The following is a 15,356-nucleotide window of genomic DNA, read 5'->3' as shown; positions in this document are numbered from 1 at the left end:
GGGTTGGGGGTGGGGTTCTTGTACCTGACTCAACCGAGAACCGCTATATAAAATATAAAGTGATCAGTTGCGAGGTGCAAAGTTATCTTTTATTCTTAACTCCTCACTTCTAACTCCTAACTTTATTAATAACTCCTGATTGGGAACTTTTAACTTAATTCTTAACTCCTAACTCCTAACTCCTAACTTATTAAAATCTTAGTATGAGCCAGAAACGGATTTTAGTGACTGGTGCAAGTGGTTGTATAGGTCATTATTTAACAGAAGCCTTAATTAAAGAAACAGATCACGAACTTTATCTGCTAGTTCGGAACCCAAGTAAACTGCAAGTTGATACCAAGGCGCGTTCAGGCATCAACGTTTTACAAGGTGATATGCAAAATATTCGCCAATTTGCCGATTTGCTATCCACAATTGATACGGCGGTACTCACAGCCACAGCTTGGGGTGGTGATGAGACATTTGATATTAATGTCGTAAAAACTATAGAGTTGCTGGAACTGCTAGATCCAGAACGTTGCCAGCAGGTGATTTATTTTTCGACAGCTAGCGTTTTGGATCGCTACAATCAACCATTAAAAGAAGCCGGAGAAATTGGGACAGATTACATCCGTTCTAAATATGAGTGCTTACAGAAAAAAGAAAAATTAGCGATCGCACCCAAAATTACCACACTATTTCCGACTTTAGTAGTGGGCGGTGATGCCAATAAACCCTATTCTCATCTCACATCTGGGATTCCAGAAGTTACGAAATATATTAATTTGATTCGCTTTTTGGAAGCAGATGGCAGTTTTCACTTTATCCACGGACGAGACATTGCCACTGTCGTGCGATATTTAATTGATCATCCTCCCAAAAATGATCAACCACGTCGGTTTGTTTTAGGTCAGGCGGAGTTAACAGCTAATCAAGCAGTGGAAGAAGTTTGTGCTTATCTGGGCAAAAAGATTTACTTTCGCATTCCCATATCTTTAGCATTGGCTAATTTGATTATTGTTCTGTTCCGCATTCAGATGGCTGCTTGGGATCGGTTTTGCATGAACTATCGGCATTTCACCTATGAGAATTTCATCAATCCCGATAGTTTCGGCTTACCAAATTATTGTGCAACCATGAGTGATGTTTTAAAAATTAGTGGCGTTGAACATTAGCCAGTAAGGGATTTTGATAGTTTGGTCGCCACTACCACTAGCTAAAGTTTGTCCATCGGGGCTATACGCAACAGACCAAACTGGTTTGCTGTATCCTCAGAGAATTGTCGGAAGCAAGGTAAGAATGTAACAAACTAATGCTAAAAAACCTAATATAAGAACAGCTTCTTTGGAATAAACAATATAACAATAAAACAGTCAGGGGGCAGACCCCGTAAGAGATTGCTTGAAAAGTCGCAAAGTATACTAAAAACCCCGCTTCCATTCCTCTCCCCGAAAGGTCAAGAGGCTTTGAAACCCCCATTCCCTTGTAGGGAAGGGGGCTAGGGAGGTTAGGTTTCTGAGGCTTAGATGTTAGCAATAATACTTTTCAAACAACCCCTAATATCATGTCCGCTTGATTACTTACTAAACCCCAAGAACCCCACCCCGCCAAAGCTACGCTTTATCTCCCCTCCCCGCCGGCGGGGAGGGGCTGGGGGTGGGGTGCAATGACTATGGGAATCACAACTAATTACCCGGACATGATATAACATCTTCAGACAGATTCCTTTGCTTGCAAGATCAATTCTGGCACGCCAAAATCACCATCGGGGTTAAAAGTACCGTCCTTAGTGCGGCGAAATTCAGGGATTGGTTTCCAACCTGGGTACTGACGCAGATAAGAGTGACTGTCTCCGAAAAGTAGCCCCACGAATACCTCACCGACGATACGCGCCCCTACTGGGCCGAGTCGGGTGGGAATGTCGTTGATTTCCTTCTCACTCAGTCCGCCCTGCTGCGCTGCCTTCTGTATCTCTAGCTGTGCCTCTGCCAAAATGTAGTACCAGAGCGGCGCTTGGTTGCGAAACTCTGGAGAGATGCTGGTGAGTAGAGGATTATTGGCAGCATCCGCAGCCGTCGCCTTACCGACCCGTAGTTGGTCATCGGGGATAACAGGCAGACCCAAATGTTTTGCCACAGCCTGTCCAGAGGGCAGACCCAAACGTAGCCCGCGTAGCAAGTTGCGTGCTGCCAGCGAATGCTCAACTGTCGCAACACTATCTGGAAGTGTACCAAGGGGATTCACCAGTGAAGTATCGAGTTTGTAACTAGGCTGAACGCGATTTTTAGGTGGTTTTTCTTTTTGATCTAGGGCAATATCGAAAAATAGCGTCCAGTCTACTGCCCTGCCCTCCTCAACGGTGCGAAAACCAGTAAGTGTTTCGCTCACGTCACCATCAGGACTAGGGAAGATGATCCGTCGTCCTGAGTTTTCCTTAGTGCCTGGGTCGTTGGTATTCAATCGATAAATCGGACGAATAATCGAGTGTCCAAAGCGATAGGCTGCTGCCGAAAACTCGACAGGAATGAAAGGCTCTTTCTTCCACTTAAAAACCTTAAGGTTTGGCTGAAACTCAGTGAATTCCTTATTTTCCTTCTCTTGCTTTAGCTGAGGCAGGATCTCAAACAGGATGTCCCAACCGATAATTCTGGGGAGGAAATCGTGCAGAATCACCCACTGATAATGCCAGCGCACCTCCTGTTGAGCGGTCTCAAAAGAGGGTGGATGACCATCGCGCTGAGTCAGGAAATCGACGATTCGGTTATGAAAGCGTAGTACGGTGGAATGGAGCTGTGAAACAATAGTGTTTTCGTCATTCCGAGGGTCGCCAATCAAAGCACGGGCAGGTTCGCCGGAGTTGGGGGTATTGCGTGGTAAATCTCTAGTGTTTGGATCAAAATCGCTCCCAGAAAGTTTTTTCCCTAAAAGCAGGTGCAGACCATCATCCGCGTATAAATAGGGTTGATCATCTGGGCCACGTCCATAGACGCTATCGAGGTCGAAGCGCGGTGTCCGAAAATCAATCAAAGCCTGTGGATCATTTTTTACCTGGAGGCTACTTGCCGGATCAAAAGTTAGATCGTGGTCGATAAATTGACCAAGGTAGGTATATCCAGCAGGAATACCGGGGCGATCAGCAGTTCCGACGTTCTCCTCATCATCCTGCTGGTCTTCTGGGGTTTGCTGATCTTCATGGGGCGCAGTAATTTTTTGAGCAAGAGCATGGAGTGCTTGTACAGAAAAATTAGCAGCAGGAAGTGTGCGAAAGATCCGTCCAAAGCGTCCCTCAAACAGGGAAGATTGGGGTGGAAATTCCCCACCTCGTACCCCAGTGCCATGAGGGCGATACCCAGGTTTTCCCCCGCTTGTGGGGATGTTATACGTGACTTTTTTCTCGTTACTCATAACATTATTTCTCCTACAAGATAGTTTTCGTGATGATATTGAGTGGTTTTGGGAAAACTAAGATGCCAAAGCGCAGATATACAGACTAAAATTGCCTCTGCAAGTGGAAAAATTAGGTTCAACTTTCTCGTTACACTACTACAATGTATTAAAGAAGAGATGTCGCGCCCAACACATGTTTAGTTTGTTGAAGCTTATGCTGTGAATACATATCTGAGTTTGAACAGGAACTTATGCAAATTTCAAAAATATTTTTTACAGGTAACTGTTCAGTGGGTGCTGAAATCTCTCCAAGCCCTTTATTCAATACTTCTCGGTTAAAGGTTAAAGGGGAAGGGTTTAAATTCACCCCTTACCATAATTAAAAATCCCCGTGTTTGCCCCACGAGGATTTAAAAAGTTCTTACCCTTGAGTGTGGGTTTAAGTAATTAGAGACTTGAAAAAAGATTTAGAAATTCTTACCCAAAAGCGGCTTGAGAATTTTACAAATTATGAATTAGTAATTATTGTTGAATCTTTTAAAGCGTGGGTCGGTTGGACTACCGATTTATGGCTGTGGAGGCTTAGGCAATAGTCGCCAGTGAAGCAGCAAGTCTCATTCGTAAGTTTGAGATGCTCCCGCTACACTGCTTGCAGTTAGCAGTGAGAGTTGTCACTTGAGGTAAAAATATCAATGTTAAAATAAAGCAAATTTAATAAAAAGTCAATAACTCTTAATTTTCGTTAGAGTAGGATAACAATCAAAGTGTGAGGATTGATACTACATGCGAATCTTGTTAGTGTATCCGATATTTCCCAAAACCTTTTGGTCATATGAAAAAATCTTGGAGTTAGTCGATCGCAAAGTTTTATTACCACCTCTAGGTTTAGTAACAGTAGCCGCAATTCTGCCCCAAGAATGGGAATTCAAGCTAGTAGATCGCAACATCCGCCCAGCAACAGAAGCAGAATGGGCATGGGCAGATGTAGTAATCCTCTCCGCGATGATTGTCCAGAAACAAGATTTACTTGACCAAATCCAGGAAGCAAAAAAACGTGGCAAGCTAGTTGCAGTTGGCGGCCCTTACCCCACCTCTGTACCTCACGAAGTTGAAAATGTTGGCGCAGATTTTCTGATTCTGGATGAAGGGGAAATCACGCTGCCCATGTTTATTGAGGCAATCAAAAGGGGAGACACATCTGGCACTTTCCGCGCCACAGAAAAACCTGATGTCACAAGCACACCAATACCCCGCTTTGATTTATTAGAATTGAATGCCTATGATATGATGTCGGTACAGTTTTCGCGCGGGTGTCCCTTCCAGTGCGAATTTTGCGACATTATTGTTCTCTACGGGCGCAAACCGCGCACCAAAGCCCCAGCACAACTGTTAGCAGAGTTAGATTACCTCTATGAATTGGGTTGGCGGCGGGGTGTGTTCATGGTGGATGACAACTTTATTGGCAACAAGCGAAATGTGAAATTGTTGCTGAAAGAGTTAAAAGTCTGGATGGCAGAACACAAGTATCCCTTCCGGTTTGACACTGAAGCTTCAATTGACTTAGCAGAAGACTCAGAAATGTTGGAGTTGATGGTTGAGTGTGGTTTCGCGGCGGTGTTTTTGGGAATCGAAACGCCGGATGAGGATAGTTTGCAAATGACCAAAAAGTTTCAAAATACTCGCAGTTCCCTAACTGAGTCAGTGCAAACCATCACCAAAGCGGGATTACGCCCAATGGCTGGGTTTATTATCGGCTTTGATGGCGAAAAAGCAGGCGCAGGCGATCGCATTGTCCGCTTTGCAGAACAAGCAGCAATTCCCTCTACAACCTTTGCCATGTTACAAGCGTTACCAAATACCGCGCTTTGGCATCGCCTGAAAAAAGAAGGACGACTACGGGAAAATCAAGATGGCAACATCAACCAGACAACATTGATGAATTTCCTCCCCACCCGTCCCCTGGAAGAACTTGCCAGAGAATATATTGAAGCATTTTGTACTTTATACGACCCAGTGCAATATTTGGATCGTACCTACCGCTGCTTCTTAATGATGGGTTTGCCGAGTTGGAAAGCGCCAGCAAAAATGCCAGAGTGGGTAGTTGTGAAAGCGCTGCTAACTGTAATTTGGCGACAAGGCATCAAACGGGAAACCCGTTGGAAATTCTGGCATCATTTGTTCAGCATTATCAAGCGTAACCCTGGAGTTGTTGAGCATTACCTCGCCGCTTGCGCCCACAACGAGCATTTTCTAGAGTATCGCCAAATTGTGCGCGATCAAATTGAAAGTCAGCTAGCTGAATATCTAGCACAAGGTGCAGAAAAGCCATATGTGCTAGTGAAGAAAAAAGTAGAAGAAAAAGCTGAAGCGGTAGTCAGTTAAGGGTGGTAAAGGATAATAGGTAATAGGAAGACTCAATTTTCTCTCTTCTGTAACTCTTTTTTGAAGAATTGGTATAATTGCGACCCATGATTTGAGAGTTACGGAAGCAGTAGTGCTACAAAATTAGGGGTACTCATAAGCTAAACCACATCTAGTTCGCATAATCTGAAATTGTACATTTCTTGTGGGGTGGGCGTCTCGCCCGCCGAAGATATGCAAGTTAAACGTGGAACAGCTTAGTACCCCTAACTTTTTTAAAATATATTCATCAAGTCCAAACGAGGACTCTCATGCTAAAGTACAACCCCCTAGATTGTCTGCCATCCTCGGCAGAACTTCCAGATTCTGACGATACCCCAGTGGATAACGAACTGCAAAATCTCATTCCCAATTTGTTAGAAGCAATTTTAGCTTTAGCATGGAGCGATCGCACTGATTGGTTTTTTGGTGTGGATATGGGCATTTATTACGCTCCTAGTAAACCACCGTTAGTACCAGATGGATTTCTCAGCTTAGGCGTAGAACGCTTTATTGGTGAAGAGGGACGTTTAAGCTATGTCTTATGGGAAGAAGATGGTACTGTTCCTATTTTCGCCCTAGAAGTTGTTTCTAAAACCTACGGTGGTGAATACGAACGCAAAAAAATCGACTATGCCCAATTGGGAATTTTATATTATGCAATTTATGTACCCAGTCGTAGGTATCGGCGCAAGCGAGATCCCCTAGAAGTTTATCGTTTGGTTGAGGGAGACTATATTTTGCAACCAAACTCGCAGGTATGGATACCAGAGATTGGTTTAGCAATTGGGCGAGAACGCGGTACTTACCTTGGGCGGACGCGAGAATGGTTGTACTGGTATGATCAACAAGGGCGGAAATTACCTACACCAGAAGAATTAGTACAACAGGAACGACAACGCGCTCAACAGGAACAACAACGTGCCCAACGACTAGCGCAAAGGTTACGGGATTTGGGAATTAACCCAGAGGATATTTAAAAATGGGCATTTATATTCTATCTACCGCGATCGCGTTCTAAATCATCAATAACTTTTTGCAAATACCACTCGTCTGCCATCCCAGGATAGTAATTCTGCTTCTGCTGAATTAATCGCTCGGCAATTTCCCAGTATCCCCCAACCATTCGCAAAAGCCGCTGACGTAGCAGGTTATATTTTTGCTTTTTTGACTCTGGACTAAATTTCTGGATTTTTTCTAGGCTACTTAAGACTTGTTGATAATTTCCCCAGTCTTCTTGTTCACAAAAAATACTCGCCGCCCGTTGATAATCTTCCACAGCGTTTTGCATTTCTTCTAAACAAGTATAGGCAATGCCGCGATTGTAGTAAGCTTGAGGATCATCGGGATTGATTTGCAGCGCTTGGGTGTAATCTTGAATTGCACCGAGATAATTGCCAGTTGTCCGATAGGCATTACCTCTGGCAATATAGACTAAGGCATCTTCGGGTTGCATCTGAAGTGCTTGGTTAAGATCCGCGATCGCACCTTGATGATCTCCCAATACAGAACGGGCTTTGCCTCGGTTGCGATAGACAATCGCATCTTGAAAATTTAATCGCAATGCTTGATTAAAATCTGCGATCGCTTCTCGATAATTCCCCATTTTACAACGCACAACCCCACGACAGCAGTAAGCTTGGGCATCTTGCGGATCGGCTTTCAATACCCAGTTTAAATCAGCGAGTGCCTCTTGCGTATCTCCCTTTTCAGCCTTTTCTAATAATTGCGTGAAATATTCATTTGTGGATAAAATTGGCGCATTGGTAGAATGTGATTGCTGTACAACAGGTTTTTTTGGGGATTGTAGCTGTTTAATTAGTTCCAGACAAAGGCGACAATTCTCTTTATCCTGTTGCTCTAGATATAATTGTGCAGCCTTTTTAAAATTAGCGATCGCATCTTGAATAGAACCCTGTTTGCGCCGCACCATCCCCCGCAGATTATAAGCAGCAGCATAATTCAGATTGAGACGAATAGCGCGTTCAACATCCTCCAGCGCCCCCGGCAGATTTTTCAGCGCCACCCTTGCTAATCCACGACAATAATATCCCTCTACACTCTCAGGATTAAGCTTCAAGGCTTCGGTATAATCTGAAACAGCCTTCAGGATTGCACCTGAGTCATAATATGCCAAACCCCGTTGCAAGTAAGCTTCAGGAAAGTAAGGTGTCAGTTCTAAAGCATGGTTAAATTCCTCAATTGCTCCAGCGTAGTCTTTTAACCTAGCCTTTTCCAATCCTCTATTGTAGAATTCGTCATTCATGGCATTTATTTGGTTGATTCAGTTAGTTGAATTCCAGCAGTCTTGCTTCGTAGCCTAACCTATCCACTCACCCTTAATATTCTAAGTATTCAGCGTGGCTTTGCTTCATTTCCTATTTTCAGTGAATTAAAACAAACACATCATCCTAAGTTGTTACAAATGGAATTTACCTAAGAGGATATTTTAAAAGTCCTATTGTAGGTATCAAAACGTTCTATATTCTCCTAAATACCCCGATAAATTGGGGGACTTTGATTCCGGTTCCCCCCTTTTTAAGCTACGGTGTACACACAAGTCCTAAAAATCTAGCTTGATGAGGTTTTCCTCGTTCCCATACTCCGTATGGGAATGCATTCATTGAGTCTCTGACTCAATATTTAACTAGAGGCAGCAGCCCCTAATCAGCCATTCCCACGCAGAGCATGGGAACGAGGGAACAATAGAAAATCGAAATTATCAATTATATTCAAACTCTAGAAGAAGTTTGCCAAAGTCTGAATATCAGCTTTTTCAATATTGGTTATGCTAGCAAAGCCGAAACCATAGATATAATTCCAGATATCAACAAAAATACATCGATTATTTATTGCTCAAGCAAAATTGGCGACAGGGAAACTGGCATAAACTTTGAGAATGCCAAGGAATCTGCCAAAGCTATTAAACGTATTTCTCAAGAAAGTCAAAATGGCTATGGCAACTTTAGCCATTAAGCTAGATAAACCACTATCAGCCCGATTATTTCCGATTCCAAATAAAAAAGCTGGGGAAATGACTACATTCAATTCCCCATATCTCGTAGATTGTAAAATATTTACAGTTAACTAGAATTATTCTGAAAGCAAGCTAGGAGAAGTCAATACAAAAACATCCCTACTTCCTTGAGCGTCAATCTGTGGTTTGATGGGAGTGGTGAAGTGGAAAAAATCATGGTCATTAACCAATAAGAGTTCTCCCGGATTTAGAACTTTGCTAAACACAGGCTTTTCTTTTTTGGCAGTATACAAATGCGTTTCTCCACCTTGAATATTATCTCTATCTACTGAGAATATAGCAATAAAATCAGTACCATCTTGATGGATACCTTCAGGCGCTGGATTACCCAAATTATCTGACGAACAAATAGTTCTAATTTGATGAACTCCGATTTCCGCTTCAGGATGAAGTTTACAAGAATCACTAAATGCTAAGACAAGATTTCTAAAAATATCAAGTTCTATGAGTGCATCATCTAATTCTGCAAACTCTCTTTTTATGTCACCCACTAATGGATTATACTCTTTACTTTGAAAGAGGTAGCCATGAGTTAATTTGATTAACTGATTTCCAGACACTGTGAACCGAGATAATCTTCTTGAACGATAATTGCCTTTGATATAAGGGTCAATAGGCATATTACTAAAAAATGGCTTAAAACCTTCTGGATTGATCGAATTTACCTTTCTTAGAGTAAACAGAAAAGCATATTCTAATTCCGTTGCTGTCCACACTTTTTGCATAGGATTTACCTCCTTGCACGTTGAAATTCTCCCAGATTTTTTTATGGGAGGCTTATAACACTTAGTCTATGCTACTTTTTATTAATATGTTGTCAACTAAACTACAAAATTTGACACTTTATGATATGTAAAGTTACTTAAATTCGATCACAGGGCGGAGTAATGCTTATAGGTATATGAGTAGCTGCTGAAAAGATTTGCTGATGGAGGTTCGGTGGGGAAGAAATCGACGTATATTTACTAGCAGCAACAAGGTTCCATAATGATTGATTGGCTTTACCGGTACCCGCCTTTATATCCAGGTATTCTGCTAAAACGCTACAAGCGGTTTTTTGCTGACGTTCAACTTACTTCTGGCGAAATAGTGACAGCACACTGTCCCAATACAGGCCCAATGACTGGAGTATCGACTCCCCAAAGTGCGGTACAGCTTTCCAAAAGCGATAATCTTAACCGCAAATTGGCTTACACTCTAGAACTAATTCAGGTAGATGACAACGAGCCGACTTGGGTAGGCATAAATACTTTTTTGCCCAATCGGGTGGTAAAGCTAGCTTTGGCGAAACACCTTTTCCCTGAATTGGGCGACTATAGCCAAATCAAGGGCGAGGTGGTTTATGGGCTAGATAAAAAAAGTCGAGTGGATTTTTTCTTGACGGGGAGTGATGAGGAACGCCCGATTTATTTAGAAGTGAAAAATACAACTTTATCTGAGGGGAGATTAGCCTTATTTCCTGACACGGAGACTACAAGAGGACAAAAGCACTTGCGAGAACTAATGGCGCTACTACCTCTAACTCGTGCGGTGATGCTTTACTTTATCAATCGCAATGATTGTACTGAGTTCTCTCCTGGCGATCGCACAGATCCTGTATATGGTAAATTATTACGGGATGCGATCGCTCTTGGTTTAGAAGTCTTACCTTGCCGTTTTGATATTTCCCCCGAAGGTATCCGTTATTTGGGTTTGGCAAAACTAAAAATTTGATTACATCTAATTAACAGAGACTAGCAATTGCAACGTCTCTAAACGTATAAAACAATAAATCCATCTAGACAGTAGCTAGATGGATTTATTGGTAGTTGGTGTTTACTAAAAAACATTCAACCAGGCTGTAATCGAGAAACGACTATAGGTAGTCGCCGCCCCACAAATAGCATTCGCTATTCTGAGGTTTGCTTATGCAGGAATCAAAACTGTATCAATCACGTGGATGACACCGTTATCAGCAGCAACATCTGCTGTTGCAACTTTTGCATCATTTATCTTGACACCATTAGAAGCGTCAATTTTCACATCTGAACCTTCAACTGTTTTAGCTGTCTTCAGTTTAGCTACATCAGCAGCCAGTACCTTGCCTGAAACAACATGATAGGTCAAGATTTTCTTGAGCTTTTCAGGATCTTTCAGTAATGCGTCTACTGTACCTGCTGGAAGCTTCTTAAACGCTTCGTCAGTGGGTGCGAAGACGGTGAATGGCCCAGGCCCTTTGAGTGTATCTACCAGACCAGCTGCTTTGATTGCTGCAACTAGTGTCGTGAAAGAACCATTATTAGTGGCAGTATCAATTATGTTGGCCATGTGTTTTACCTAGTTCTGTGTAACCTGTTACAAATTTAAACTATTTATTCGATAATATCTATCTATCGTTAGGCGTATGTTAAATCAATTTTTTTATTGATAACATAAAAGTTTATATATATTTTTATACAAATAAATAATAATCTGTGCATTGTCTGGGCGGATGAGTTACAAGCACTCTATAGATGCGTAGTTTACCGCCGCAGGCATCGCTCCTTTTTGTACACAATGGTAGCGGCGATCGCCTATTCACTAGTATCAACACAGCATTTTTTACCAATTTCTCGCCAGCAAGCTCCGTAACCACACTTAACGTATATGCGGCTGTCAGCTTAACAAACGCGCTGAATAGCATTAAGACTCAGTACCAAAATGCTAACCCAGGTGTCAACGTTGTTTATACGTTTGGTGCTTCTGGTACCTTACTGAGCCAAATACAAGCAGGAGCTTCAGCAGATATTTTCATTTCTGCTGCCACCGACCAAATAGATGTTTTGCAAAACGCAACCCCAAGTAAATTGGTTGCAGGTAGCCGTAAAAACGTTGTCAAAAATAGTCTAGTTTTGATTGTTCCGACGACACCTGCTGTTAGTAAGGACAAGAGTTGATTATCAACGGGGGATTTGAAAGCGACCCTCTCGTAAATCCTAATGATCCCAACATTACAAATTCTCATGTTACAGGATGGATTAAATCTGGTGATTCGATAGATATATCAGGTATTACAATTAGCAACTTTCCTAAAACTGGGAATCAAGGTTTATCGCTTGGTGCATTTTCAGGCATTAGCTACATATCACAGACTATCCCTATCTACAGACGAACCACCTGACCTTGATAATCAATTTCAGACTTTTGTAGGTGTAAAAAATCTTTTTGATCAAAAAAATATTTCTTTTCAAGCATACACGCCATATAAGTTCAATTTCACGGCAGAGGCATCATCCACAGAGTTAAAGTTTGGGTCTGTGGATAGACATGCATTCTTATACTTGGATAATGTAAGTGTAAAACCTGTGCCTGAGCCATCAACTATTGGAGGAGTAGCAGTTACTGCTGGGTTGTTGGGAATATGGGTGAAGAAAAAGAAGGTAATTAGTTAGAAGCTCGGAAAAAACAGAGACATCGCTATACAATCTCAATTAGGACTTACGCACGAGTTACGGAATAGCGTAGACGCAAAGCGGCTTGCCGCTGGCTACCGCAGAGGCGCAGAGAAGCCAGTGTGTTGCGGGGGTTCCCACGGCAGTCACTCATGGGGGAAACCCCCATCGCCTTTGGCGTCTCCCCTTCTCTACGAGACGCCAAGGGCGATGGGAGAAGACCGCGCTGCCTCCCCGTTGTAGCAACTGGCGCGACACGGAGAAATCAGAGTTTGAGAGATATTTTGCGTAAGTCCTGTCAATGTAAAAGATGCCAAGGCGTAGCCCGTCGTAGACATCGCCTTACCCTTTCCATAGCTAAATAAAGTTCAAATTTGATAATCTAATGTAACTAAAACTCTGCCACAATGCTGATTTGCAGGTACAGCTTCCAGCATCTTTTTCGGTTGGGGTAAGTTAAGGTTCTTCATTAGTTCGATGAACTGGTTGCGGCTGCGGCCGGCAAAACGAGGATTCCAGCCCTTTTCTTCGCCAATGGTGGATACTGTCTGTCCTTGGTAGTCGTGACCAGGATATACCAAGGTGTCATCTGGTAATGTGAATAGCTTCTGAGTAACGGCATCATAGAGTGATCCCGCGTCGCCGCTTTGGAAGTCGGTACGACCGCAACCCCGAATGAACAGGGCATCTCCAGTTAATAAGTGAGTGTCGTTGACTAAGTATGCCATGTGGCTGTCAGTGTGACCAGGGGTAGCGATCGCCCGAATCTGCACGTTCCCTAATTCCAACATATTTCCATCGGCAATGTAGTGGTCTGCACAGGTAGCGGCGGCATTCTCAGGCAAAATCCCCAAACAACCCGTAAGTGACCTCAGTCTGTCTGTGCCAGTAATGTGGTCAGCATGGATATGGGTTTCCAGACAGTAGCTTAGGGTCAATCCCAATTGTTGCAATATCTGAAGATCACGTTCGACCTGCTCCAATACAGGATCAACTAGAATAGCTGTTTTGGTCTCTGGGTCGGCAATTAGGTAAGTATAAGTACTAGATTCTTTATCAAATAGTTGACGAAATAACATAGCAGGTTTCTTCAACACGAAAGTAGTAGCATCGGGTTTTGGATTGAGAGATTTCAGTAACTCCTGTGCCAAACTTGCTGCCTGAACCCGAATTTCGGGAACAGCAGTGGTTTCCCAAAGATTGCCCTTGCGCGGTGTCCCCAAGGTGTACAGGATTTGAGATGTATTTCCATCTGCATCAATCAGCGCACCATTTGGGGCTGTGTCGATTCCCATTGATAAGGTGTTGGGACGGATCAGCCGTTGTTCTTGGAGGCTAGCTACCAATGGATGCTGCAATCTGCGATAATCACAATTTGCGCCAGTGCAGTTGATAATCCGCTTGACTTGCAAAACGATATCTTTGTGCGTTCCCCGTTCGCAGATGCTCACATTCACTCCATTATCAAACTCCTGACAACTTTGAATCCGACCTGCGTAATGGAGCAGTTGACCAGACTCGATTGCAGCATCCAGTACTTCGGCAATTTCTTCAGCAATCCGATGACGGTGAACTTCCCAGTAAGCTTTGACATGGCGGAGAAATCGCTTCTGTTCCGGCAATGGCAGTGCTTGCCAAAGTTCTGGAATAATTGGGCGGATGGCATCGATTATTGCCCGCCAATCTTGAGCCAGTCCGTTGCCGGGGTTCCCCCAGTTGTAGGAACTGGCGTGTCCTTGAGTAAGAGCCTCGCGCAGTTCTTGACGTACCAGATGCAGCAGTCCTCGCGCCGTTTTTGGCGCAGTTTCTACATCAATAAATGCTGGATAAGTAGCTGTTGATTTGTGGCTACAGGGCATCAATCCGTGCCGCGAGACGGTATGAATTTGTCCCTGGAACCCTTGCTGATGTAAGGCAACAACCGCATCTACCATTGTTAACCCAGTACCCACCAGCAGAATAGCATCCTCTGGACTTAGGTCAGCGATCGCATCCGCAGACCAAGCATCTTTGACATAGCGGTTGTCTAAAACGGCGAGTGGTGCAGGCAGAATTGCCGGGAAATTGCCCAACGCTAACACTGCCTTTTGCACATGCAAACATTGACCACTGCTCAGGTACACTATTGTATTGTGAGGTTTAATTTCGATGGCGATCGCTTCATCCACAATCTTCTCTAGCTGCACATTAGCCGGTGCATTTGCCTGTGCTGCTTTTAAAGTCGCCTGCACATAGTCCCCATAAACCCGACGCGGAACGAAGGTAGATGGAGTTACCTGTTCATGCCCATTTTTGTGCAGCCAGTTCAGGAAGTGATTTGGTTGATCATCATAAGCGCTCATCTTACCTGCTGGTACATTCAGCAAGTGAGAGTCCACTGGTGTCCCATAAGCAACTCCTCTACCCACTTCCGAATTACGTTCAATCAACTTGATAGACAATGGCATGGTTGCATTGCGTAAAAGATTGGCTGCAACCAGAGAACCGCTAAAGCCACCACCAATAATGGCGATCGCAACTGGAGAGACGGTTAGGTTAAAAATGCTGTTGTTCATAGGACGTGTGAGTTGCACTTGCTGCTTTCTACTGATCAATTTACAGCCCACAAACTGAAATTTCTGCTTATTGGAAGTTGTTAGCGGATAAATTAGCTCAAAAAACCACATACGCACATGAATAAGTGGGAATTGCACTTGAGTGTTCAATTCCCCCAATCCAGAGAGTGGGGATCGTCAGATTACACAAACTAAAATCTAGACGATACAAGGTTTTGGAACTATTTATCTAAAATTTATGTGTCTATTGCATCCAAATCCGATGCAAATACCGTGGTTTTTAGTTAATTTGAAAAACACCCCTTCAAAAACGAAGAATTTACCTCTACAATTGTCAATATTTTCTGACACTACTAACATTTAACTTTCAGATAATGTTTGGCTTAGGGACTGACAAATAAAAAAATACTCAACTATTTCTTGTGGGGTGGGACGAAAAGCCATTGGTGTCAACTTCAGGTGAAAGTTAGTCTAGAAGCAGCATTTAGAGATTGTCTCGTTCCCAGTCTCCGACTGGGAATGCATTCCGAGAGGCTCCGCCTCAAGACTTGCGGCAGAGCCGCAATTGAAGAGCATTTCCAGCCAGAG

Annotated in this window: 14 protein-coding genes and 1 pseudogene; 8 read left to right on the top strand and 7 right to left on the bottom strand. The window is 43.2% G+C overall.

Features of this window, described 5'->3' with window-relative positions:
• Positions 1-203: 203 nt before the first annotated feature.
• Complete coding sequence (locus HWQ41_RS31010; RefSeq protein ID WP_292771587.1) at positions 204-1,154, top strand: NAD(P)-dependent oxidoreductase; 951 nt, start codon at positions 204-206, stop codon at positions 1,152-1,154.
• Here the strand turns inward: HWQ41_RS31010 and HWQ41_RS31005 are convergent.
• Positions 1,128-1,235: pseudogene (locus tag HWQ41_RS31005) on the bottom strand (hypothetical protein); the annotation flags it as partial. The gene HWQ41_RS31010 and the pseudogene HWQ41_RS31005 sit on opposite strands and share 27 nt — an antisense overlap.
• A 457-nt stretch (positions 1,236-1,692) precedes the next feature.
• Positions 1,693-3,384 carry a heme peroxidase family protein gene (locus tag HWQ41_RS31000; RefSeq protein ID WP_292771584.1) on the bottom strand — a complete coding sequence of 564 codons (1,692 nt, stop codon included), beginning with the start codon at positions 3,382-3,384 and terminating at the stop codon, positions 1,693-1,695.
• A 765-nt stretch (positions 3,385-4,149) separates the two neighbouring features.
• Here HWQ41_RS31000 and HWQ41_RS30995 point away from each other — a divergent pair.
• Positions 4,150-5,748, top strand: coding sequence for a B12-binding domain-containing radical SAM protein (locus tag HWQ41_RS30995; protein ID WP_292771582.1), 1,599 nt, complete (start codon positions 4,150-4,152; stop codon positions 5,746-5,748).
• A gap of 290 nt (positions 5,749-6,038) precedes the next feature.
• Positions 6,039-6,746, top strand: a complete 708-nt coding sequence (locus HWQ41_RS30990) for a Uma2 family endonuclease (RefSeq protein ID WP_292771579.1) — start codon at positions 6,039-6,041, stop codon at positions 6,744-6,746.
• 17 nt (positions 6,747-6,763) lie between these two features.
• On the opposite strand, the gene HWQ41_RS30985 is transcribed toward HWQ41_RS30990, so the two are convergent.
• Positions 6,764-8,032, bottom strand: coding sequence for a tetratricopeptide repeat protein (locus HWQ41_RS30985; RefSeq protein WP_292771577.1), 1,269 nt, complete (start codon positions 8,030-8,032; stop codon positions 6,764-6,766).
• A 446-nt stretch (positions 8,033-8,478) separates the two neighbouring features.
• Here HWQ41_RS30985 and HWQ41_RS30980 point away from each other — a divergent pair, with 446 nt between their 5' ends.
• On the top strand, positions 8,479-8,742 hold the full coding sequence (locus HWQ41_RS30980) for a DUF711 family protein (RefSeq protein ID WP_366931730.1): 264 nt from the start codon (positions 8,479-8,481) through the stop codon (positions 8,740-8,742).
• Complete coding sequence (locus tag HWQ41_RS34420) at positions 8,666-8,857, top strand: DUF711 family protein (RefSeq protein WP_366931729.1); 192 nt, start codon at positions 8,666-8,668, stop codon at positions 8,855-8,857. Before HWQ41_RS30980 ends, HWQ41_RS34420 begins: the two co-directional genes overlap by 77 nt.
• A 2-nt stretch (positions 8,858-8,859) precedes the next feature.
• Here HWQ41_RS34420 and HWQ41_RS30975 read toward each other — a convergent pair whose 3' ends face one another.
• Positions 8,860-9,528, bottom strand: a complete 669-nt coding sequence (locus HWQ41_RS30975; RefSeq protein ID WP_292771574.1) for a 2OG-Fe dioxygenase family protein — start codon at positions 9,526-9,528, stop codon at positions 8,860-8,862.
• 262 nt (positions 9,529-9,790) lie between these two features.
• Between HWQ41_RS30975 and sfsA the strand changes: the two genes are divergently transcribed.
• Positions 9,791-10,516, top strand: a complete 726-nt coding sequence (gene sfsA, locus HWQ41_RS30970; RefSeq protein WP_292771572.1) for a DNA/RNA nuclease SfsA — start codon at positions 9,791-9,793, stop codon at positions 10,514-10,516.
• Between the two features lie 192 nt (positions 10,517-10,708).
• Here sfsA and HWQ41_RS30965 read toward each other — a convergent pair whose 3' ends face one another.
• Entirely contained in the window at positions 10,709-11,110 is a 402-nt protein-coding gene (locus tag HWQ41_RS30965) for a fasciclin domain-containing protein (RefSeq protein ID WP_292771571.1), read from the bottom strand.
• A gap of 185 nt (positions 11,111-11,295) precedes the next feature.
• On the opposite strand from HWQ41_RS30965, the gene modA reads away from it, so the two are divergent.
• Positions 11,296-11,718, top strand: a complete 423-nt coding sequence (gene modA / locus HWQ41_RS30960; RefSeq protein ID WP_292771569.1) for a molybdate ABC transporter substrate-binding protein — start codon at positions 11,296-11,298, stop codon at positions 11,716-11,718.
• A gap of 162 nt (positions 11,719-11,880) precedes the next feature.
• Positions 11,881-12,213: a PEP-CTERM sorting domain-containing protein gene (locus tag HWQ41_RS30955; protein ID WP_292771591.1), complete on the top strand. Its 333-nt coding sequence runs from the start codon at positions 11,881-11,883 to the stop codon at positions 12,211-12,213.
• 191 nt (positions 12,214-12,404) lie between these two features.
• On the opposite strand, the gene HWQ41_RS30950 is transcribed toward HWQ41_RS30955, so the two are convergent.
• Together HWQ41_RS30950 and HWQ41_RS30945 are read right to left on the bottom strand one after the other, a co-directional pair.
• Positions 12,405-12,551, bottom strand: coding sequence for a hypothetical protein (locus HWQ41_RS30950; protein WP_292771567.1), 147 nt, complete (start codon positions 12,549-12,551; stop codon positions 12,405-12,407).
• Positions 12,552-12,581: 30 nt separating this feature from the next.
• The gene (locus HWQ41_RS30945; RefSeq protein ID WP_292771565.1) at positions 12,582-14,768 is read right to left on the bottom strand and encodes an FAD/NAD(P)-binding protein; all 2,187 of its coding nucleotides are present in this window, start codon (positions 14,766-14,768) and stop codon (positions 12,582-12,584) included.
• Positions 14,769-15,356: the final 588 nt, after the last annotated feature.

It is taken from the genome of Nostoc sp. NOS(2021), from assembly GCF_017115025.1.
In the GTDB taxonomy this organism is placed as follows: Bacteria; Cyanobacteriota; Cyanobacteriia; order Cyanobacteriales; family Nostocaceae; genus Nostoc.
The sequence above is the reverse complement of the archived record's forward strand: the minus strand, read 5'-3'. Positions and strand labels throughout refer to the sequence as shown.

What these genes read in the sequence shown, in the direction of transcription:
- HWQ41_RS31000 (WP_292771584.1), bottom strand. Translation starts at nt 3,384, where the DNA reads ATGAGTAACGAGAAAAAAGTCACGTATAACATCCCCACAAGCGGGGGA.
- HWQ41_RS30985 (WP_292771577.1), bottom strand. Translation starts at nt 8,032, where the DNA reads ATGAATGACGAATTCTACAATAGAGGATTGGAAAAGGCTAGGTTAAAA.
- HWQ41_RS30945 (WP_292771565.1), bottom strand. Translation starts at nt 14,768, where the DNA reads ATGAACAACAGCATTTTTAACCTAACCGTCTCTCCAGTTGCGATCGCC.
- HWQ41_RS34420 (WP_366931729.1), top strand. Translation starts at nt 8,666, where the DNA reads ATGCCAAGGAATCTGCCAAAGCTATTAAACGTATTTCTCAAGAAAGTC.
- sfsA (WP_292771572.1), top strand. Translation starts at nt 9,791, where the DNA reads ATGATTGATTGGCTTTACCGGTACCCGCCTTTATATCCAGGTATTCTG.
- HWQ41_RS30990 (WP_292771579.1), top strand. Translation starts at nt 6,039, where the DNA reads ATGCTAAAGTACAACCCCCTAGATTGTCTGCCATCCTCGGCAGAACTT.
- HWQ41_RS31010 (WP_292771587.1), top strand. Translation starts at nt 204, where the DNA reads ATGAGCCAGAAACGGATTTTAGTGACTGGTGCAAGTGGTTGTATAGGT.
- HWQ41_RS30995 (WP_292771582.1), top strand. Translation starts at nt 4,150, where the DNA reads ATGCGAATCTTGTTAGTGTATCCGATATTTCCCAAAACCTTTTGGTCA.
- HWQ41_RS30965 (WP_292771571.1), bottom strand. Translation starts at nt 11,110, where the DNA reads ATGGCCAACATAATTGATACTGCCACTAATAATGGTTCTTTCACGACA.
- modA (WP_292771569.1), top strand. Translation starts at nt 11,296, where the DNA reads ATGCGTAGTTTACCGCCGCAGGCATCGCTCCTTTTTGTACACAATGGT.
- HWQ41_RS30975 (WP_292771574.1), bottom strand. Translation starts at nt 9,528, where the DNA reads ATGCAAAAAGTGTGGACAGCAACGGAATTAGAATATGCTTTTCTGTTT.
- HWQ41_RS30950 (WP_292771567.1), bottom strand. Translation starts at nt 12,551, where the DNA reads ATGTCTACGACGGGCTACGCCTTGGCATCTTTTACATTGACAGGACTT.